22 protein-coding genes are annotated in these 20287 nt (G+C 68.5%); 14 read left to right on the forward strand and 8 right to left on the reverse strand.

Translation table 11 applies throughout. The annotated features are described in order from the left end of the window. Positions 1-49: 49 nt before the first annotated feature. The 3 genes from ACVOMM_RS06135 to ACVOMM_RS06145 all read right to left on the reverse strand — a co-directional run bounded on the left by ACVOMM_RS06135 (position 50) and on the right by ACVOMM_RS06145 (position 1807). Complete coding sequence (locus ACVOMM_RS06135) at positions 50-1087, reverse strand: LacI family DNA-binding transcriptional regulator (RefSeq protein WP_053516884.1); 1038 nt, start codon at positions 1085-1087, stop codon at positions 50-52. 148 nt (positions 1088-1235) lie between these two features. Then, the gene (locus ACVOMM_RS06140; RefSeq protein WP_065181947.1) at positions 1236-1511 is read right to left on the reverse strand and encodes a BolA family protein; all 276 of its coding nucleotides are present in this window, start codon (positions 1509-1511) and stop codon (positions 1236-1238) included. Beyond that, entirely contained in the window at positions 1508-1807 is a 300-nt protein-coding gene (locus tag ACVOMM_RS06145) for a YciI family protein (protein WP_180875561.1), read from the reverse strand. The genes ACVOMM_RS06140 and ACVOMM_RS06145 overlap by 4 nt, the downstream gene beginning before the upstream one ends. A gap of 359 nt (positions 1808-2166) precedes the next feature. On the opposite strand from ACVOMM_RS06145, the gene ACVOMM_RS06150 reads away from it, so the two are divergent. Genes ACVOMM_RS06150 through ACVOMM_RS06160 form a run of 3 tightly spaced genes read left to right on the forward strand, consistent with a single transcriptional unit; the run spans position 2167 to position 5558 of the window. Beyond that, complete coding sequence (locus ACVOMM_RS06150) at positions 2167-3072, forward strand: segregation and condensation protein A (RefSeq protein ID WP_053516881.1); 906 nt, start codon at positions 2167-2169, stop codon at positions 3070-3072. A gap of 13 nt (positions 3073-3085) precedes the next feature. Then, a complete protein-coding gene (gene scpB, locus ACVOMM_RS06155) occupies positions 3086-3958 on the forward strand; it encodes an SMC-Scp complex subunit ScpB (RefSeq protein ID WP_180875560.1) in 873 nt (290 codons plus the stop codon). Beyond that, positions 3951-5558 (forward strand): pseudouridine synthase, encoded by a 1608-nt coding sequence (locus ACVOMM_RS06160; protein WP_481525995.1) that lies wholly within the window; start codon positions 3951-3953, stop codon positions 5556-5558. The genes scpB and ACVOMM_RS06160 overlap by 8 nt, the downstream gene beginning before the upstream one ends. Positions 5559-5637: 79 nt before the next feature. Here the strand turns inward: ACVOMM_RS06160 and ACVOMM_RS06165 are convergent, their stop codons facing one another. From ACVOMM_RS06165 to ACVOMM_RS06175, 3 genes are all read right to left on the reverse strand, one after another. Then, positions 5638-6072: a hypothetical protein gene (locus ACVOMM_RS06165; RefSeq protein ID WP_053516878.1), complete on the reverse strand. Its 435-nt coding sequence runs from the start codon at positions 6070-6072 to the stop codon at positions 5638-5640. A 105-nt stretch (positions 6073-6177) separates the two neighbouring features. Then, positions 6178-6984: an amidohydrolase gene (locus ACVOMM_RS06170; RefSeq protein ID WP_111186421.1), complete on the reverse strand. Its 807-nt coding sequence runs from the start codon at positions 6982-6984 to the stop codon at positions 6178-6180. Between the two features lie 14 nt (positions 6985-6998). Beyond that, positions 6999-8147, reverse strand: a complete 1149-nt coding sequence (locus ACVOMM_RS06175) for a pyridoxal phosphate-dependent aminotransferase (protein ID WP_478053639.1) — start codon at positions 8145-8147, stop codon at positions 6999-7001. A 143-nt stretch (positions 8148-8290) separates the two neighbouring features. On the opposite strand from ACVOMM_RS06175, the gene ccmA reads away from it, so the two are divergent. The 11 genes from ccmA (at position 8291) to ACVOMM_RS06230 (ending at position 16754) form a co-directional block, all read left to right on the forward strand. Continuing rightward, on the forward strand, positions 8291-8992 hold the full coding sequence (gene ccmA / locus ACVOMM_RS06180) for a heme ABC exporter ATP-binding protein CcmA (RefSeq protein ID WP_428992327.1): 702 nt from the start codon (positions 8291-8293) through the stop codon (positions 8990-8992). Beyond that, entirely contained in the window at positions 8989-9684 is a 696-nt protein-coding gene (ccmB, locus tag ACVOMM_RS06185; RefSeq protein ID WP_053516872.1) for a heme exporter protein CcmB, read from the forward strand. The genes ccmA and ccmB overlap by 4 nt, the downstream gene beginning before the upstream one ends. Before the next feature lie 43 nt (positions 9685-9727). Continuing rightward, entirely contained in the window at positions 9728-10498 is a 771-nt protein-coding gene (gene ccmC, locus ACVOMM_RS06190; protein WP_065181944.1) for a heme ABC transporter permease CcmC, read from the forward strand. Further along, positions 10495-10683 (forward strand): heme exporter protein CcmD, encoded by a 189-nt coding sequence (ccmD, locus tag ACVOMM_RS06195; RefSeq protein ID WP_053516869.1) that lies wholly within the window; start codon positions 10495-10497, stop codon positions 10681-10683. Before ccmC ends, ccmD begins: the two co-directional genes overlap by 4 nt. Beyond that, positions 10680-11156: a cytochrome c maturation protein CcmE gene (gene ccmE / locus ACVOMM_RS06200; protein ID WP_111186423.1), complete on the forward strand. Its 477-nt coding sequence runs from the start codon at positions 10680-10682 to the stop codon at positions 11154-11156. The genes ccmD and ccmE overlap by 4 nt, the downstream gene beginning before the upstream one ends. Further along, positions 11157-13076: a heme lyase CcmF/NrfE family subunit gene (locus tag ACVOMM_RS06205; protein ID WP_065181943.1), complete on the forward strand. Its 1920-nt coding sequence runs from the start codon at positions 11157-11159 to the stop codon at positions 13074-13076. A gap of 8 nt (positions 13077-13084) precedes the next feature. Further along, the gene (locus ACVOMM_RS06210) at positions 13085-13702 is read left to right on the forward strand and encodes a DsbE family thiol:disulfide interchange protein (RefSeq protein ID WP_053516864.1); all 618 of its coding nucleotides are present in this window, start codon (positions 13085-13087) and stop codon (positions 13700-13702) included. A 4-nt stretch (positions 13703-13706) separates the two neighbouring features. After that, on the forward strand, positions 13707-14153 hold the full coding sequence (locus ACVOMM_RS06215; RefSeq protein ID WP_053516933.1) for a cytochrome c-type biogenesis protein: 447 nt from the start codon (positions 13707-13709) through the stop codon (positions 14151-14153). After that, positions 14147-15139 carry a tetratricopeptide repeat protein gene (locus tag ACVOMM_RS06220; protein ID WP_481526019.1) on the forward strand — a complete coding sequence of 331 codons (993 nt, stop codon included), beginning with the start codon at positions 14147-14149 and terminating at the stop codon, positions 15137-15139. The genes ACVOMM_RS06215 and ACVOMM_RS06220 overlap by 7 nt, the downstream gene beginning before the upstream one ends. A 161-nt stretch (positions 15140-15300) precedes the next feature. After that, positions 15301-16413 (forward strand): homoserine O-acetyltransferase MetX, encoded by a 1113-nt coding sequence (gene metX, locus ACVOMM_RS06225; RefSeq protein ID WP_065175493.1) that lies wholly within the window; start codon positions 15301-15303, stop codon positions 16411-16413. Further along, on the forward strand, positions 16413-16754 hold the full coding sequence (locus ACVOMM_RS06230) for a DUF1294 domain-containing protein (protein WP_053520347.1): 342 nt from the start codon (positions 16413-16415) through the stop codon (positions 16752-16754). The genes metX and ACVOMM_RS06230 overlap by 1 nt, the downstream gene beginning before the upstream one ends. Positions 16755-16767: 13 nt before the next feature. On the opposite strand, the gene cydC is transcribed toward ACVOMM_RS06230, so the two are convergent. Beyond that, positions 16768-18441 carry a thiol reductant ABC exporter subunit CydC gene (gene cydC / locus ACVOMM_RS06235; protein ID WP_481525996.1) on the reverse strand — a complete coding sequence of 558 codons (1674 nt, stop codon included), beginning with the start codon at positions 18439-18441 and terminating at the stop codon, positions 16768-16770. Continuing rightward, on the reverse strand, positions 18438-20177 hold the full coding sequence (gene cydD / locus ACVOMM_RS06240; protein ID WP_065181938.1) for a thiol reductant ABC exporter subunit CydD: 1740 nt from the start codon (positions 20175-20177) through the stop codon (positions 18438-18440). Before cydD ends, cydC begins: the two co-directional genes overlap by 4 nt. Positions 20178-20287 lie beyond the last annotated feature (110 nt).

Genomic DNA, 20287 nt, shown 5'->3' on the forward strand with positions numbered 1-20287 from the left:
CGTGTGCGGTCCCCTGCGATCAATCAAAAAAGAAGGAACGCCTCCGGCTTCAACGGCCGGATGGCGGAGTGGTGGAATCGCGAACAACGAGACGGGGTACCAGGGTCTGCTTGTCCCCGGCCCCTTCCGTGGAGGTGCCGTCCATCAACTGCATCAGGCGCGTCATCGCCCGATCGCCGAGCTCGGCGATGCTGACCTGCATCGTGGTCAGCGACGGGTGAACGAAACGTGCCAGCGGAATGTCATCAAAACCCGCCAGGGCGACATCGGACGGAACATGGACGCCTGCCTGCGCGAAGGCGTACAGGCAGCCAAGTGCCATCATGTCGTTGGCGGCGAACACGGCATCGGGCAGCGTGCCGGCTGCCAACAACTCCTGACCGGCGCGATGGCCGGAAGCTTCGTCGAAATCACCGGGCAGCTCGATGCCTTCGGCGCTGCCGCCGGCAGCCGCCAGCGCGTCACGGAAGCCGCGCAGGCGCTCGCGCGCGTCGAAGTTGAGGTCCGGGCCAGAAATGAACGCGATGCGCCGGTGACCGGCATCGAGCAGATGACGGGTCATCGCCATTGCGCCCGCGTGGTCGTCGATGCTCAACACCGGATGATCCTGCCCAGGCAGGTAGGTGTTGATCAGTACGGTGGGCAGCGACTGCGGCAAGTTGTCGGTCAGGAAGCCGGGGCTCTCCGCATAGGGCGAGAGCACCAGCAGGCCATCGACACGCCCGCGCATGGCGCGCAGGGCAGCACCCTGCTGCTCCTGGTCGCCGTGGTAGCTGGACACCAGCAGATGCTGGCGGCGACTGCGGGCAACGCCGTCGATGCCGCGCATCAGCTCGGAGAAGAACTCGCCGTACAGGTCCGGCAGCACCACGCCGACCGTGTTGGTGCGGCGGCTGCTCAGGCTGCGGGCGGCGGCGTGCGGGGTGTAACGCAGCCGTGCGGCCACCTCCAGCACAAGCTGGCGGACCGGTTCGGCGACATTTTCATGCCCGTTGAGCGCGCGGGAAACCGTGGCCACGGAGACCCGGGCTTCACGTGCGACATCCTTGATTGTAATGGCTGCCTTGTTCACGAAGCCGCCCTCCACGGCTTGGACCTACCAGCATTGGCGCGGAATGTAAGCGTTTCCATCTGGGCTTGTAAACTGTCCGTTAGACGAATGTCCTGAAATGGACATGGAAATCTGTCCCTGACGGTCCACGCACGGACCGGCAATGACAGTGCGGGACAAGGGCTCAGCCCTGTTCTGACGGTGCCAGCGCGCGGATGGACAGCGCGTGGATGTCGGTCTCCATCATCGCGCCCAACGCCGCGTATACCGCGCGGTGGCGGGCCAGCGGGCCGAGGCCGGTAAAGCGCTCGCTGACCACATGCACGTTGAAATGGCCACGGCCATCGCGCGCGCCAGCGTGGCCGGCATGACGATGACTGTCGTCCTCGATCTCGAGCACGCTCGGGGCCAGCGCCTGCTGCAGCGCATCACGGATCCGCTCGATCCGGTCCGCGTTCACGGCAGCACCTGGCGGAAGGGCCGCACCTGCACCCTTACGTAGACACCTGCGGCCACATAGGGGTCCGCATTGGCCCAGGCCTGCGCCTCCGGCAGCGACCCGAAGCGGGCGATCACCACCGAACCACTGAACCCCGCCGGGCCTGGATCTTCGCTGTCGATCGCCGGACAAGGGCCGGCCAGCAGCAGTCTCCCTTCATCACGCAGCGCGTGCAGCCGCGCCAGGTGTTCCGGCCGGGCCTGCAGCCGTTGCGTCAGCACGTCCTGGCCGTCATAGCCTTCAATCACATACCACACCGGCATTTCCTCGCTCGCGTTGTCGGGTCCGCCGATTCTAGCCAAAGCCCCCTCGCCCTGGCCGCAGCTGGACACTGGCGCGGCAAAGGCTTACCCTAGAGTCCATTGCACGTGGCTGGATGCAGCAACCCGTCGGTTTTTGCGGCCAACGCAGCCCCCGACGACCGACCTGCCGCTTCCGGGCAGGCCACGTAGACGACCTCCCCGTAGTCCCGTCGCTGCCGTCTCCTGCGGCGCGTCCTGCTGTTTGATATGTGTGGAATCGCGCCGAGACAGGCGCGCCTGGTGCCTTGGGGCCCGCGGTGCACGCGCGGCACCGGGTGCCGCGACTGGTCCGTTGCAATCCTGATGTCCATTAGATGACTTCCGAACTCGCGCTCGACGCGAACCCGCCAACCCGGCCGCCCGCCCCCCAGCAGCAGGAAATGCCGCTGGCCGTCGTGCATGGGCAACCGGTCCTGCAGATCCCGCAGGACCTGTACATCCCGCCGGACGCACTGGAAGTCATCCTGGATGCCTTCGAAGGTCCGCTGGACCTGCTGCTGTACCTGATCCGCCGGCAGAACCTGGACGTGCTGGACATCCCCGTGGCCGAGATCACCCGGCAGTACGTGGAGTACATCACCGTGATGCGCGAGCTGCGCTTCGAACTGGCGGCCGAGTATCTGGTGATGGCAGCGATCCTGGCCGAGGTGAAGTCGCGCATGCTGCTGCCGCGCCCGGTCAGCGACGAAGGCGATGAAGCCGATCCGCGCGCCGAACTGGTGCGCCGGCTGCAGGAGTACGAACGTTTCAAGCAGGCGGCGGAGGACATCGATGCCCTGCCCCGCCAGGACCGGGACACCACGGTGGCCCATGCCTTCATGCCCGAACGCGCCACGGTGAAACTGCCGCCGCCGGTGGACCTGAAGGAGATGCTGCTGGCACTGCACGATGTGCTCAAGCGCGCCGAGCTGTTCAGCGGCCACGCGATCAAGCGCGAGGCGCTGAGCGTGAGGCAGCGGATGGGCGAAGTGCTCGGCCGCATGGAAGACGGCAGGTTCTACCGTTTTGAAAGCCTGTTCACTGCTGAAGAAGGCAAGCTGGGCGTGCTGGTCACCTTCCTGGCCGTGCTGGAACTGGCCAAGGAGCAACTGCTGGACATCGTCCAGGAGGAACCGCTGGCGGCGATCTACGTGAAGTCGCTGGCGGCCGGCAACACCAATGCCCCGCTGCAGTTCAGCAGCGAGTTCGACGACAACGACGCCGCCAACGAGAACGAGTGAGCGCTGCCTGCCGATGGATCAACCGCTGATCAACCGCATTGTCGAAGGTGCCCTGCTGGCCTCCAGCCAGCCGCTGACCCTGGCCCAGCTGAAGGACCTGTTCCCGGAGGAGGAACCAGCACCGCCAGGCAGCATCGAACGTGCGCTGGAGCACCTGCGCGAAGGCTGCGAAGGCCGCGGCGTGGAACTGGTCGAGGTCGCCTCCGGCTTCCGCTACCAGGTCACCGGCGAGGTGCATGGCTGGATCAGCCGGCTGTGGACCGAACGCAAGACCCGCTACACCCGTGCCACCCTGGAAACGCTGGCGCTGATCGCCTACCGGCAACCGATCACCCGCGGCGAGATCGAGCAGGTGCGCGGCGTCGCTGTCAGCAGCAACATCATCCAGGCACTGGAAGAACGCGAATGGATCCGCGTCGTCGGCCACCGCGACGTGCCCGGCAAGCCGGCACTGTTCGGCACCACCAAGGGCTTCCTGGATTACTTCGGCCTCAAGCGCCTGGATGAGCTGCCGCCGCTGTCGGAGTTGAAGGACCTGGGCGAGCTGGAACCACAGCTGGCCCTGGACCGCGATGCACCGGCTGCCGCCAGCGCCGACGGCCCCGACGTTTCGGCCGAGCCGGACGGGGCCGCCAATGATGATGCCGGCCTGGCCGGTGGCAACACCCCGCATTCCGCCGACGCAGTCCCTGCGGCGGCCACCGATGAGCAAGCACCTTCGCCCCTCGATGATGGGCACCCCGATTCCGCGCCGGGCGAGCGCGCGGTGCCAGTGAACGAACGCGAAGACAACGCCGTCGCGACGACGACCGTGGCTGTTGACCAAGCCGATTCCGAACCAGAGGCCGACCTCGAAACCGTCGGCCGGAGCAAAACTGATGAGTGACACCCCTCGCAAGCTGTCGTTGAACAAGCTCTCGCTCAAGCGCGAAGCCACCTCCGAACAGTTCAAGTTGGAAGAACGCCTGCACAAGGTCCTGGCCCAGGCTGGCCTTGGCTCGCGCCGCGCGCTGGAACAGCGCATCGCCGAAGGCCTGGTCAAGGTCAACGGTGAAGTTGCGCAGACCGGCATGTCGGTCAAGAGCGGCGACAAGATCGAACTGGACGGCCGCGGCTTCGTCGCCACGGCGCTGTCCGAACCCTCGCGCGTGCTGGTCTACAACAAGCCGGAAGGCGAAGTGACCACCCGCGAAGACCCCGAAGGCCGTCCGACCGTGTTCGAATCGCTGCCGCCGCTGAAGGGCGCGCGCTGGATCGCGATCGGTCGCCTCGACATCAACACCACCGGCCTGCTGCTGGCGACCACCGACGGTGAACTGGCCAACGCGATGATGCACCCGTCCTTCGAGGTCGAGCGCGAGTACGTGGTCCGCGTGCGTGCACCGGAAGGCCAGGAAAAGGTGGCCGATGCCATCGTCGACCGCCTTGCCCGTGGCGTCGCGCTGGAAGACGGCCCGGCCAAGTTCGACGAGATCGAACGCATCGGCGGTACCGATTCGCACGACTGGTTCCGCGTCGTGGTCAAGGAAGGCCGCAACCGCGAAGTGCGCCGCCTGTGGGAATCGCAGGGCTGCCAGGTCAGTCGCCTCAAGCGCACCCGCTACGGCCGGGTCAGCCTGCCGCGCGAGCTGGCCCGTGGCCAGTCGGTCGAGCTGCCGAGCGCCCAGGTCGAAGCGCTGCGTGCTGAACTGAAGCTGGAAGAAGGCGCTCCGTCGGCCCTCACCCTGCAGCCGGTGATCGGCCAGCGCCGCGCCGCCAAGACCACCGTGCGCGTGCGTGAAGGTGGCCGTGGCAACGCCTACGTCAATGGCCACAGCACGGCCGACGAAGGGCGCGAACTGCGCCGTTTCGACACCCTGCGCGAAGACCGTGGCCGTGGACGCAACGGCAAGGGGGGCGGCTTCAAGGGCGGCCTCACGGTCAGCGGCGAGGCCGCGGCCAAGCAGTCGCAGAAGCCGTTCAAGCAGCGCAAGCCGAAGAATGACCGTTCGCTGCCGGAAGGCAATCCGGCTGCGTTCCGCACCTGGTACGTGCCCGATGGCGTCAGCACCGGCCCGAGCGGCCACCGCAACGCCGGTCCGGGCGCACGTGGTCCGGGCGGCGGCCAGGGCCGTCCTTATGGCAAGCCGAAGGGTCCGGCCGCCGCAGGCGGCCAGGGTCGCGGTGGCGCCGGTGGCCAGGGCCGTCCCGGCGCGGGCAACCGCAGCCAGGGCGCGCAGGGCAACAAGCATCCATACGGGCATCCGGGCAACGCCCCGAGCTTCCCGTCCGACCACGCCAACCCGGGCTTCAATCCGTATGGCAGCCCGAAGCCGGCGCAGGGTGCCCGTCCGGGCGGCCGCGGTCCCGGCGGCGGCAACCGTGGCCCGGGTGGCCCCGGTGGCAATCGCGGCCCCGGCGGTCCGGGGGGCAACCGCGGTGCGGGCGGCCCCGGCGGCAATCGTGGCCCGGGTGGCCCCCGTCGCGGCGGCCCGCGCGGCGGCTGATCGGCAGCACGCCTGACATGAAAAACCCCGGCATTGGCCGGGGTTTTTCGTTATCGGGTGCCGCCGCGACGGGAACCGGTCAACGCCGGCTGATGGTGAAGGCCGTGCCGTCCACACCCAGGTCCCAGCCCTTGCCGGTACCGGACAGCGCCAGCGAGATGTCGCCCTTGGTCATCACCTGCGCATTGCTGGATTTCACCGCACCGGCATGAGCCCCCACCGACGCGTAGGTACCGAGCAGTTCATCCACGCTGACGGCGCCGGTGAAGCTGCCGCGCCCGTCGGTGATCTTCGATTTGCCAACGGTCAGGCCACCGCCCTTCATCTGGATGCGCACCGGCAGACTGGCACCGTTGCTGCAGCTGACGGTGCCGGTGCCCGAGGCCGTCTTGTAGATCAGCGACCAGCCGGACAGGTTGTAGCGCAGGTGGCAGTCGAGGTTGCCACCGGCATGCGCGGCCGGAGCCAGGGAGGTGGCGGCCAGCGCCAGCAACAGGGCAAGGGACTTGTTCATCGGCAGGACTTCCACAGCGTTCGGACTGCCGGCGAATCTAGCAGCGCGCGCGTGCAGGGTGAATGCAGGCGCGCACGGTGATGCGGGCAGCGTTCAGCCCTTCGTTCAGGCCTGCACGTCCAGATGGAAAGCATCGGCATCGAGCATCGCCGGGAAGCGCGCACGGTGCAGTGCCAGCGCGTCGGCCGAAATGGTGGTGGTCACCACCTGCTCGCGCTCGCGGATCTCCACCTGCGGCTGGCCGAGGAAATCCAGCACGGCGCTGTCGCCGGCATAGTGCAGCTGGTTGCCGTCCACGCCGACACGGTTGACCGCAGCGACGAAGCACAGGTTCTCGATCGCACGTGCGCGCAGCAGCGTCTTCCACGCGTAGGCACGCGCCGAGGGCCAGTTGGCAACGAAGATCTGCAGATCGAAATCCAGCTGTTCGGGCCGTTCCACGTTGTAGCGGTTGCGGCAGAACACCGGGAACCGCAGGTCGTAGCAGACCTGCGGATTGATGCGCCAGCCCTTCCATTCCACGCAGAGGCGGTCGCGGCCGGCGGCATAGCGCTCGTGCTCGCCGCCATAGCGGAACAGGTGGCGCTTGTCGTAGTACTGCAGTCCACCGTCGGGGGTCGCGAACAGCAGCCGGTTGTACACGCCCGCGCCGTCACGCAGCTGCACACTGCCGACCACTGCCGCGTTCAAGGCCCTGGCCTGTTCACGCACCCACGCCACGGTCGGGCCATCCATGCCTTCAGCCTGGGCGATGGCCTCGTTGGAGAAGCCACTGGTGAAGGTCTCCGGCAGGATCACCAGATCTGTGGTGCCGGCGAGCGGCGCCAGCAGCGCGCCATAGTAGGTGCGGTTGCCGGCCGGGTCGTGCCAGCGGGTGTCGCCCTGGACGAGGGAAATGCGCAGATCCTGCATGGTCGTCACTCCGCTCACAGCAGGCGCAGGCGTTCGATCGCCGCGTCCAGGGTCGCCTCGTTCTTGGCGAAGCACAGCCGTACCAGGCGCTGGCCGGCCGGTGCGGTTTCGTAGAACGGCGACAGCGGGATGGCGGTGACGCCCTTCTCTACGGTCAGCCACTTCACGAACTCATGGTCGGGCAGATCGCTGATGGCCGAGTAATCGACCAGCTGGAAGTAGCCGCCCGGCACCGGCAGCGGCTTCAGCCGCGTACCGGCCAGCTGCTCGCGGAAGCGGTCACGCTTGGCCTGGTAGAACGCGCCCAGTTCCAGGTGGTGCTCCGGTTCGTCGCGGATCATCGCGGCAAAGCCATACTGGGCCGGGCCGAAGCTGGTGAAGGTGTTGTACTGGTGCACCTTGCGGAATTCCGCGGTCAGCAGCGGCGGCGCCACCGCATAACCGATCTTCCAGCCGGTGCAGTGGTAGGTCTTGCCGAAGCTGGAGATGACGAAGGTCCGCTCGCGCAGTTCCGGGTAGCGCAGCACCGATTCGTGGCGGCGGCCATCGTAGATGATGTGCTCGTACACCTCATCGGAAATCAGGTAGATCTGCGTGCCACGCAGCACGTCGGCCAGCGCCTGCATGTCGGCCTCGTCCAGCATCGCACCGGAGGGGTTGTGCGGGGTGTTGACCATCAGCATGCGGGTGCGCGGCGTGATGGCCGCACGCACGCGGTCCCAGTCCACGGCGAACGTCTGCGGGTCCAGCGGCACGTGCACGGCGGTTGCGCCGGCCAGCTCGATGGCCGGCTCGTAGCAGTCATATGCGGGGTCCAGCACGATCACCTCCTCGCCGGCACGCACCACGGCGTGGATGGCGTTGAAGATGGCCTCGGTCGCGCCGCTGGTGACGGTGATTTCGGTGTCCGGGTCGACCTGGGCGCCATACAGGTCCAGTGACTTCTGCGCGATGGCCTGGCGCAGCGGCGCCACACCGGTCATCGGCGGATACTGGTTCAGGCCGGCCGCCATCGCCTTGGCGGTTTCGTCGATCAGGCGCTGCGGCGCGGAAAAATCCGGAAACCCCTGGCCCAGATTGACTGCACCGTGCTCGGCAGCGAGCTGGGACATGACGGTGAAGATGGTGGTACCGACCTTGGGCAGCTTGGTGGTGGGTTGCATCGGCCTGGGCTAATGGGAACAAGGGCTGGAAGTGTACGAAATCCGGACCCGGCCTGCGGCGCGGGCCGGTCGTGACGGGTCATGCCGGGCGGCTGTTTGCACATGCCCTTTCAGCGGGATACCGCGCTTGACGCTCGCCGGGCGTGGCCCGGCGCTACCGGGCGGATTTCATCGCTACAATTGCCGCCGCACTCCGGCATGAAGATCCCTGCCCCTTGGACACCCCTGCATTGCTGGCCGCCAGCGGCCTGAGCTTCTCGCGCAATGACGCGCCCGTGTTCGGCCCGCTGGACTTCCACGTGGATGCTGGCGAGGCGCTGCTCGTGCAGGGCGGCAACGGTGCCGGCAAGACCACCCTGCTGCGCGTGCTCGCCGGCCTTGCGCGACCCGGCGCCGGCCAGGTGCGGATCGACGGCAGGCCCGCCAGCAACGCCGAACGGGCGCGCTACGTCGCCTATCTCAGCCATCTTCCCGCGCTGAAGCCGGACCTGGACACACTGGAGAACCTGCACTTCCTGTGCGGCCTGCACGGGCGCCGGGCGCGGCAGATGCCGGGCAATGCACTGGCCATCGTCGGCCTGGCCGGGTATGAGGACACCCTGGTGAGGCACCTGTCGGCCGGACAGAAGCGGCGGCTGGCGCTGGCCCGCATCTGGCTCTCGCCCGCCCCGCTGTGGCTGCTCGACGAGCCCTACGCCAACCTCGACCTGGAGGGCATCACCCTGGTCAACCGGATGATTTCGGCACACCTGCGTGCAGGTGGCGCCGCCCTGGTCACCACCCATGGGGCCTACGCCGCACCACCGGTGCGTACCCGCCAGCTCGACCTCGGCGGTGCCGCATGATCGCCCCGGGTACCGAACCGGGCCTGTGGCAGACCGCGCGCGCCCTGGTCAGGCGTGACCTGCGCCTGCTCTGGCGCCGCCGCGGCGATGCGTTGCAGCCGCTGCTGTTCGCCCTGCTGGTGGTGGTGCTGTTCGCACTGGCACAGGGACGCGATCCACAGCCGCTGGCGGCGACCGCTGGTGCGGTGCTGTGGCTGGCGGTGCTGCTGGCCGGGCAGCTTGCGCTGGATTCGCTGTTCCGCTCCGACGCGGAGGATGGCTCGCTGGAGCAATGGCTGCTGGCACCGGTGCCACTGGCGTGGCTGGTGCTGGTGCGGGTGCTGCTGCACTGGGCCACCACGGCCCTGCCACTGATCGTACTGAGCCCGCTGCTGGCGGAAATGCTGCATCTGCCGCATGACCAGCTGCCGATGTTGCTGGCATCGTTGCTGCTGGGAACACCGTTGCTGAGCCTGATCGGTGGTGTGGTCGCTGCACTGACCGTGGGCATCCGGCGCTCTGGTATTCTCGTGGCGTTGCTGTCGTTGCCGTTGTACGTACCGGTGCTGGTCTTCGGTGCAGGCAGCCTGGCTGCAGCCAGCCGTGGACAGGATCCGGTCGGCGCGCTGCTGATGCTGGGTGCCGGCCTGCTGGTGGCACTGGTGCTGGCACCGCTGGCGACTGCCGCTGCGATTCGTATTTCTCTGAGTTGATCGAGCTGAGAGCCAATCCACCCCTGCTGGATAGCCGTCACGCATGAATCCGATTGTCCGCTGGTTCCACCAACTCGGTTCTCCGCCCACGTTCGATCGTTTCGCCGCCCGCTGGTCGCGGGTGTTCTACCTCGCGGCCGTGCCGGTCCTGCTTGTCGGAATCTGGCAGGCATTGCTGGTGGTGCCGCCGGAAGCCCGGCAGCTGGACAGTTTCCGCATCCTCTACATCCATGTGCCCAGCGCCTGGATGAGCCTGTTCGTATTCGCGCTGATGGCGCTGTACGCCGCCATTGCCCTGATCTGGCGGATCAAGGTCTGCGAGATCCTGGCCATGGCGTGCGCGCCGATGGGCGCGGGCTTCACGCTGATCACCCTGCTCACCGGCAGCATCTGGGGCAAGGGCACGTGGGGGACCTGGTGGGACTGGGACCCGCGAATGACCAGCGAACTGGTGCTGCTGTTCCTGTATCTGGGCGTGATCGGCCTGTACCACGCCATCGAGGACCGCCGCAGTGCCGCCCGTGCGGCCGGCCTGCTGGCCATCGTCGGCGTCAGCCTGCTGCCGGTGATCCGCTATTCCGTGGACTGGTGGGGTGGGTTGCACCAGCGCCAGTCGATCAACGTGTTCGGTGAATCGGCCATCGACAGTGCGATGATCGCCCCGCTGTGGTGGATGGTGATCGGTACCAAGTTCTGGTTCGCCGGTTCGGTGCTGGCCAAGGCGCGCGCCGACAATCTCGACCGCGAGGCCGGCAAGGCCTGGGTCGGTGGCCGCATCGACGCCGCGCAGGCTGCTGCGGAGAACCCGCAATGAGCCACCTGCCCTACGTGATCGGTGCGTACGCGGTGTTCGTGCTGGTGCTCTGCGCCGACGCGCTCGGTTCCTGGCTGCGCCTGCGCGCCGCCCGGCGCATGGCACAGGCCCGGCAGCAGCGGCAGCAGGCACGTGCCAGCGCCCAGGATGTCCCACCGTCGCTGTCCACGGAGCTGGAACGATGACACCGGTCCAACGCCGCCGCCTGGCCTGGGTCCTGCTGGCCCTGCTCGCTTCCGGCCTGGCCACCGCGCTGGTGGCGATGGCACTGGAGCGCAACATTGCCTACCTGTACACGCCCTCCGAAGTGCTGCGTGGCGACGTCGAGCCGCAATCTCGGTTCCGCCTCGGCGGCATGGTGGTGAAGGGTTCCTTCAACCGCCCGCCCGGCTCGCTGGAAGCCCACTTCCTGGTCACCGATGGCGATGCCCAGCTGGCGGTGACGACCTCGCGCATCCTGCCGGACATGTTCGCCGAAGGCACGGCCGTGGTCGCCAGCGGCCGCCTGCAGGAGGGCGCGCTGCAGAACGCCGTGTTCGTCGCCGACGAAGTGCTGGCCAAGCATGACGAGCAGTACGTGCCGAAGGAAGTGGCCGACAAGATGGGCCAGGCCCATCTCAAGCACGACGTGCCGGTGACGGCACCCGAGGTCCGCTGAGTGCTGCCCGAACTGGGTCAGATCCTGCTGCTGTGCGCACTGCTGGCGTCGCTGCTTCTGGCCGGCCTGCCGCTGGCCGGCGCCCATCGCGGCAACGCGGCGTGGATGGCGGTGGCACGGCCGGCCGCTTACGCGCAGCTGCTGCTGGTGGCCGGTGCATTCGCGGTGCTGACCGCCACCTTCGTGCAGCAGGACTTCTCGGTGCGCTACGTGGCCGAGAACTCCAACTCACTGCTGCCACTCATCTACCGCTACTCGGCGGTGTGGGGCGCGCACGAAGGCTCGCTGCTGATGTGGGCGCTGGTGCTGGCGCTGTGGACTGGAGCGGTCGCGCTGTTCTCACGGCACCTGCCCCGGCACGTGCAGGCGCGCGTGCTGGCGGTGATGGGCATCGTCAGCGTGGGCTTCCTCGCCTTCCTGATCTTCACCTCCAACCCGTTCCTGCGCTTGAACCCGGCCCCGCTGGAGGGCCGTGACCTCAATCCGCTGCTGCAGGATCCGGGACTGATCATCCACCCGCCGATGCTGTACCTGGGCTACGTGGGTTTCGCGGTGCCGTTCGCCTTCGCCGTGGCCGCGCTGCTGGAGGGACGCGTGGACGCACGCTGGCTGCGCTGGACGCGGCCATGGACCAATGTCGCCTGGGCGTTCCTGACCCTGGGCATCGCCCTGGGCAGCTGGTGGGCCTACTACGAACTGGGCTGGGGCGGCTGGTGGTTCTGGGATCCGGTCGAGAACGCCAGCTTCATGCCATGGCTGGTCGGCGCCGCACTGATCCACTCGCAGGCGGTCACCGAGAAGCGCGGCACCTTCGGCAGCTGGACCCTGCTGCTGGCGATCGCCGCATTCGCGCTGTCGCTGCTGGGCACGTTCCTGGTGCGCTCCGGCGTGCTGACCAGCGTGCACTCGTTCGCCGCCGATCCTTCGCGGGGCCTGTTCATCCTCGTGTTCCTGTCACTGCTGGTGGGTGGAAGCCTGCTGCTGTACGCGCTGCGCGCGGGCCAGCTGAGCATCGACGCCGATGATGCCCGCCGCGGCTTCACCGCAACCTCGCGCGAAACGCTGCTGCTGGCCAACAACCTGCTGCTGGCCACCGCCTGCGCGATGGTCCTGCTCGGCACGCTGTACCCGCTGCTGGCCGATGCGCTGGCGCTGGGCAAGATTTCGGTCGGCCCACCCTACTTCGGCAGCCTGTTCCTGCTGTTGATGGCGCCGTTGGTGCTGCTGCTGCCCTTCGGCCCGCTGGTGAAATGGCAGCGCGACCAGCCTTCGCGCGCGATGGCCCTGCTCGCCCCCTGGTTCGGTCTGGCGGTACTGCTCGGTGCGCTGGCCTGGTGGCAGGCGCCGCAGAACGGATGGAAAGCCGGCATCGGCGTCGCCGCGGCGGCCTGGGTCGCGCTGGGCACCGCCCGCTTCGTCTGGCAGCGGTTGCGTGGCAATGGCCGCTTTACTGCCGAAATGCTCGGCATGATCGTTGCCCATGCCGGCGTCGCCGTGTTTCTGGCGGGCGCGTTGCTGGTGGAAGCGCTGAACGTGCAGCGCGAAGTGGCGCTGGCACCGGGCCAGCAGATCGTGGTCGGCGGTCACGAAGTGCGCTTCGAAGGCGTGGATCACCGCGAGGGCCCCAACTTCATTGCCGACCGCGGTCATCTGCGGGTGTTCCGCGACGACCGCGAACTGGCCCTGCTGCATCCGGAGAAGCGGCAGTACGCCAGCGGTGGCCAGGTGATGACCGAGGCCGGCATCGATGCGCGCATCGGCGGTGATGTCTACGTGGCATTGGGTGAGCCGCTGGGCAACAATGCATGGGCGGTCCGCGTCCACATCAAACCGTTCGTGCGCTGGATCTGGCTGGGCGCGCTGCTGATGGCCCTGGGTGGATTCATCACCGCCGCTGACCGCCGCTTCCGTCGTCCGTAGGAGTTTCCATGTCCGAGTCCCCCGCCCCGCGCCCCTCCCGCCCGCTGCCGCCGGTCGCCATCGTTATCGGCGTGCTGTTCTTCTTCGGCCTGCTCGGGTTGATGATCTACGGCGTGATGAAGTCGGGCGACCCGCAGCGCGACGTGCTGCCTTCGGCCCTCATCGACAAGCCCGCCCCCGCCTTCGCGCTGCCGGTGCTGCACGATCCGCAGATGATCGTGCGCAGCGAAGAACTGCGCGGTGCGCCCTATCTGCTGAACGTCTGGGGCAGCTGGTGCGCGGCCTGCCGCGAGGAACACCCGGTACTGACCCGTTTCGCCGAGAGCAAGCGCGTGCGCGTGATCGGCTACAACTGGAAAGACGACCCCACCGATGCCCTGCACTGGCTGGAACAGCTGGGCAATCCGTTCATGGTCGTGCTCAGCGACATCGAAGGCCGTACCGCGATCGACTGGGGCGTAACGGCCGCGCCGGAGACCTTCCTCGTCGACGGCAGCGGCATCGTGCGCTGGAAGTACAGCGGAGCGATGACGCAGAAGGTGGTCGACGAGAAGCTGATCCCGGCGCTGGAGAAGATCGAGAAGGCTCAGAACGATGCGGCCGGTTCGCAGCGCGTTGCTCCGTAGCGGCCTGCGCGGGCTGCTGGTACTGCTGCTGGCCGGGTCGTTGCCCGGCCTGGCGCAGCAACCACTGCATGACCCAAAGCCGCTGCAGTTCCGTGATGCAGCGGAGGAGCGTCGTTTCCACGACCTCGCCGCGCAGCTGCGCTGCGTGCAGTGCCAGAACCAGTCGCTGGCCGATTCCAACGCCCAGATCGCCCAGGACCTGCGCCGGGAGGTACTGCAGCTGATGCAGCAGGGCCATGACGATACGCAGATCAAGCGCTTCCTCGTCGCCCGCTATGGCGACTTCGTGCTTTACCAGCCCCCACTGCAGCCGGGCACCTGGTTGCTGTGGGGTGGTCCGCTGCTGGTACTGGGCGCCGGCGCGCTGGTGGTGGTGGGCATCGTCCGCCGTCGTGCCCGCACCGTGGCCGCCGCACCGCCGACATCGGCCGACGTGGGAGAGGACTGGTGAACGATTGGCTGCTTTTCGCGGCTGCCGCCAGCGCTGCGCTCACTGCGCTGCTGGTGTTGTGGCCGCTGCGGCGGCAAGGCCGCACCGGCTTCGTCGTCGCCGTGGCTGCCGTGGGCATCGCCGGCGCCTGCCTGTACCAGCTGGTGGGGAACCCGCAGGCGGCACGGGTGCAGCCGGCGCCATCGGTGGCGACCCTGCGCGAGGGCGTGCAGGCCCTGCAGGGCGCGCTGCAGCGCGATCCACAACGTGCCGATGGCTGGGCCCTGCTCGGCCGCTCGCAGAGCGAACTGGGCAACGCCGCCGCGGCTGCCGAAGCCTTCGCACGCGCGGTGGCACTGGCACCGGACGACCCGGGCGTGCTGGTGGAAGCGGCGCAGGCGCGCGCCCAGGCCGATGCCGGAAAGCAGTTCGACGACACCGCTGTATCGTGGCTGCAGCGGGCGCGCACGCTGGCGCCCGAAGCCGAACGGGCCAGCTGGCTGCTCGGCATCGCCCTGCGCCAGCGCGGCCGCAACAACGAAGCCGCCGATGTCTGGAGCGGCCTGCTGCCGCACCTGGAACCGGGTGCCGCGCAGGCGCTGCAGGCACAGATCGCCATTGCCCGCGAAGCGGCCGCACAGGCGCATGATCCGGCCCCGGCGACCTCGCCTGCACTGCTGCAGGTGCGTGTGCAGCTGCCCACCTCCGTGCAGCATGCGCAATGGCCCGCGGGCGCGCAGATCTTCGTGCTGGCACGTGCGGTCGGCGGCCCGCCGATGCCGGTCGCGGTGCGCAAGCTGCCTCTGGCTGGTTTTCCCGGCACGGTCGGACTTGGCGACGGCGACAGTCCAATGCCCACCGCCCCCCTGTCAGCGCATCGCGAGGTGGAAGTGCTGGCGCGGATCTCGCGCAGTGGCAGTGCCAATCGCGGCGACGGTGACCTGCAGAGCCTGCCGGTAAAGGTGACCCTGCCGCATGAGGATGTGGTGGAACTGCGGTTTCCGTAACACCGCACCGCTGCGCTCGCCGGGCACGGCCCGGCGCTACCTGTGCGCTTGCCATCGGTAGCGCCGGGCCATGCCCGACACAGGGTTGGCGTGCGACATTCGCCCGCTGATGGAAACCAGCGTGTCGCCAGCTCCACATGTGGCCCCGCTAGAATGCCCGCATGACCGAATTCATTCCGCCCGGCACCCGCTTCCATGCCCTGCCTTCGCCCTTCCCGTTCAAGCGCGGCGGCGCCCTGCACGGTGCGCGCGTGGCCTACGAGACCTGGGGCACGCTGGCTGCCGATGGGGGCAACGCGATCCTGATCGTCACCGGCCTGTCGCCGGACGCACATGCCGCAGGCAACGCAGGCAATCCCGCACCGGGCTGGTGGGAGGCGATGCTCGGGCCGGGCAAGCCGATCAATACCGACCGCTGGTTCGTGGTCTGCGTGAACTCGCTGGGCAGCTGCAAGGGCTCGACAGGACCGGCATCGATCAATCCGGCGACCGGCGAACCGTACCGGCTCGACTTCCCCGAGCTGTCGATCGAAGACGGCGCACGCGCCGCCGTCGAGGTGGTGCGTGCGCTGGGTATCGAACGGCTGGCCTGCGTGATCGGCAACTCGATGGGCGGCATGACCGCGCTGGCGGTGCTGATGCTGCATCCGGGAATCGCGCGCAGCCACATCAACATTTCCGGCAGTGCGCAGGCGCTGCCGTTCTCCATCGCCATCCGATCGCTGCAGCGGGAAGCGATCCGTCTCGATCCACGCTGGAACAGTGGCCGCTACGACGACACCCAGTACCCTGAATCCGGCATGCGCATGGCGCGCAAGCTGGGGGTGATCACCTACCGCTCGGCGCTGGAATGGGACGGCCGCTTCGGTCGCGTGCGCCTGGATTCGGACCAGGCCGACGACGATCCGTTCGGCCTGGAGTTCCAGGTCGAAAGTTATCTCGAAGGCCACGCGCGCCGCTTCGTGCGCTTCTTCGATCCGAACTGCTATCTGTACCTGAGCCGCTCGATGGACTGGTTCGACCTGGCCGAGTATGCCGATGGCGATGTCATGGCTGGACTGGCCAGGATCCGTGTGGACAAGGCGCTGGCCATCGGTGCCAACACCGACATCCTGTTCCCGGTGCAGCAGCAGCAGCAGGTGGCCGACGGCCTGCGCGCCGGCGGCGCCGATGCACGCTTCATCGGACTGGACTCGCCGCAGGGCCATGATGCCTTCCTGGTCGATTTCGATCGGTTCGGCCCGGCTGTTCGCAGCTTCCTCGACACGCTCTAGTGGGATGGCGGCGTCATCTCGCGCTGGCCGCCTTCGGCGCGCTGATCGCACTGACGATCAGCGGCGTTCTGCCCCTGTGGCTGGGCGGCTGGTGCCTGCTGGCCAGTGCCGTGTCGTTTGGCCTGTATGGCCATGACAAGCGCGCCGCGCAACGCAACCACCGGCGCATTCCGGAACGGACACTCCAGCTGCTGGCCTTCGCCGGCGGCTGGCCCGGCGCATTGCTGGGCCAAGCGACGTTCCGCCACAAGCATCGCAAAGCCGCGTTCCAGTGGGTGTTCGGGTTGTGCGTGCTGGCCAATGTGGCCTCGATCGCCGTGATGCTGCGCGAATTTTCCTGATGAGGCGCGCCGCTCACGCCTCGCGGATCAGCACGCCATCGCGCAACCGGTACTGCGCGTCGACCACGCCATCGGGCAGGTCGTCATGGGTGATCATCAACAGGCTGCGACCGTCCAGCAGGCCGGCCAGATCCTGCAGCAGCACATGGGCCGTGTCCACGTCCAGGCCTTCGGTCGGTTCGTCCAGCAACAGGATCGGCGCGTTGCGCAACAGCGCGCGGGCCAGCGCCAGGCGTCGCGCCTGACCCGCGGACATCGTCGCACCGTTCTCGCCAACCCAGGCCAGCAGGCCACCATTGCGCTCGGCCCACTCGCCCAGCCGCACCCTGTGCAACACCGCCCACAGTGCAGCATCGTCGGCATCAGGATCCCCCAGGCGCAGGTTCTCCGCCACGCTGCCGGCGAACACCGGGGCGTTCTGCGGCAGCCAGGCCAGCTGCCGATGCCAATCGGCCTGGGCGAAATCACGCAGGTCCCGCCCGCCATAGGTCAGCCGGCCCTGCTGCGGATCCCACAGGCGCAGCAGCAGGCTGGACAACGTGGTCTTGCCGCAGCCACTGTCGCCACGGATCGCGATGCGCTCGCCGGGCGCCAACGTCAGCTGCAGCCCGCGCAGCACCGGGCGTACCGCCCCCGGCCACTGGAAGTGGACGTCATCCCAGTGCACGCGTGCGTGCACCGGAACCGGCTGCGGTGCCAGCGGTTCGTCCACGGCCGGCGGCTGCTCGACGATGGACTGCAGGCGATCGGCCGAGATGCGACCGGACTGCAACGACTGCCATGCCAGGCCCATCCCCGCCCACAGCTCGATCAGCGCCACCGTCAGGAACACCAGTCCGGCTGCCATTTCAGCGGCGATGCGCTGCTGCTCGGCCGCATGCAGGGCCAGCGCCAGCATGGCCACCAGGCCAAGTCCGGCCACGCTGCCGTGCAGTGTCGACGCGGCGATCAGGCGCCAGCGGCGACGGCGATCACGCGCGGCCAACTGCTTGGCGGCCACCCGCACCTTCAGCTGCCACGCCGCATCGGCATGCAGCGCCGCCAGATCGCCCGCGCCTTCCAGTCCTTCAAACGCGGCAGTGCGCAGTGCGGCTCGATGCGCGGCGCGATCCGCTTCCTCGCCATCGCGGCCACGCACGCCCAGCCACGGCACACCGAAGGCAATCAGCGCGGCCAGCACCGCCAGCAGCACCGCTGCGGACGGCAGGATCATCGCCGCCGACAGCACGGCCACCGTCGACAGGGCACCCAGCGCGACCAGCGGGCCCAGCGCGCGGACCAGCAGGCCGTCCACTTCACCGATATCACCGAGCAGGCGCGCGAGCAGCTCGCCGGTGCGGGTGGCACCCAGCCGCGCGGGCGCCAGCGGCAGGGCACGCCGGAAGAACCACACCCTCAGGTCGCGGGCGATGCGCAACGTGGCGTCGTGGCCAACCAGCTTCTCGAAATAACGGGAAACGATGCGTGCCATGGTCAGGCCACGGATGCCGGCCGAAGGCGAAAAGAAGTTGAAGCCCTGGCCGAGACCGGCGGCACCGGCCAGCGCCGCTGCGGTGAGGAAGCCACCGGACAGGCCAAGCAGGGCGGTACCTGCCAGCATCGTGGTCCACAGCAGCAGCATGGTCAGCAGCAGGCGCGGCCGCTGCTGCAGGAACACCGCACGCAGCGTATCGGGCGAGCGGCTCATGCGTGCACCGCCTGCGCCGGCTCGACCAGACGTCCTTCCGGCAGCAGCAGGCAGCGATCAGCCCAGGCGATCACGGCCGGGCTGTGGGTGGCAACCACCACGCTGCGACCGCGCGCGTAGGCGGCAAGACTGCGCAGCAGCGCGGCCTCGGTATCTGCATCGAGGAAGGCGGTCGGCTCATCCAGCAACAGCACCTGCGGGTCGCGCAGCAGCAGGCGGGCCAGGCCGATGCGTCGTGCCTCGCCTCCGGACAGGCCGAAGCCGCGTTCACCGATGATCGTATCCAGCCCCTGCGGCAGCCCCTGCGCGAACGTGAGCACCTGCGCTGCCTCGGCCACCGCGCGCAATCGTGCATCACTGGCGCCAGGATCGGCCAGCCGCAGGTTGTCGGCGATGCTGCCGTGGAACAGATAGGGGCGCTGGCTGGCATAGGCCACCTGCACGCCGGGGCGCAGCATCAGCCTGCCCTCGCGCGGCGGCAGCCAGCCGGCCAGTGCCTCCAGCAGCGTGCTCTTGCCGCTGCCGCTGGCACCCACCAGTGCCAGCCGCTGGCCTGGCTCCAGCAGCACATCCACGCCCTGCAGCACATCCTGCGACGCGCCCAGCGGGCGCAGCACCAGGCCCTGCGCCTGCAGCGGCGGCAGTGCGGCCTCGGCCGGCTCCACTGCCAGCGGCACGACCTCGTTCTCGATCAGTCCCTGCTCATCCGGCAACGACTGCAGCAGGCGCTCCACTTCGGCTGCCGCGGCCAGCGCGTTGGCACGATCGTGATAATGCGCGGCCAGTCGTCGCAGCGGCGCGTAGAATTCCGGTGCCAGCAGCAGGCAGAACAGGCCTGCGCCCAACGTCGGCACGGCCGCATGCAGCGACATCATGCCCAGATAGCTCAGGCCCAGGTACAGCGCGACCATCGCCACGCTGACGGAAGCGAAGAACTCCAGCACCGTGGACGACAGGAACGCGATCCGCAGCACTTTCATCGTGCGCAGCCGCACGCCCTCGGCAGCGGCTTCTATGCCCGCCAGCTCAGCCTCGCCCCGTCCGTACACGCGCAGCAGGCCCAGGCCCTTGATACGGTCGGCGAAATGGCCGCTCATGCGCGCCAGCTCGCCCAGCTGCGCGCGACCTGCCGCTTCGGCGCCCCACCCCACCAGCATCATGAAGAACGGCACCAGCGGCGCCGTGAACAGCAGGATCAGCGCCACCACCCAATCCACCCAGGCCACCGCGGCCAGGATCAGCACGGGCACCACCACCACTTCAGTGCGCACCGGCAGGAAACCGCTGTAATAATTCTCGATCGCATCACCGTGATGCAGCAGCAGCTCGCCCAGCTCGCCGGTGCGGCGCTGCCGCAGCCACAGCGGCCCGTGGCCGAGCAGGCGGGCGAACACGCGCTCGCGCAGGGCCAGGCGGGCAGTGTCGGCAACATCGCCGGCGGCAGCCTGGGTCGCGCTGCCCAATGCCGTGCGCAGCAGGAGGATCAGCGCCAGTGCGGCCAGCACCGGCAGGCCCGAGGACAGCGGCGCCTGCTCCACCAGAACCTGCTGCACAAGCCAGGCGATGGCGGCGGCCTGGCCGATCAGCAGCGCGCCGGACAGGCTGATGCATACGGCCGCCAGGCGCTGGCGGCCCCGTGCCCCCCGCGCAAGGTCGGCCAGCCACGCGGTGCGGGCACGCCGCTGCCGGTTCGTCTCTGCTTCCGGCGAAAGGACGGTCGGTTCGGCAGCGCTCAAAGGGTCTTCACAGGGAGTGGAGGATGGATGGCATTGTAGGCACAGGCAACAGCCTCCCCCTGCGGCCAGGGGTCGCAGTTTTCACAGGGCCCGCATACGATCTCTTCGCG

The organism is Stenotrophomonas sp. STEN009, from assembly GCF_056760395.1.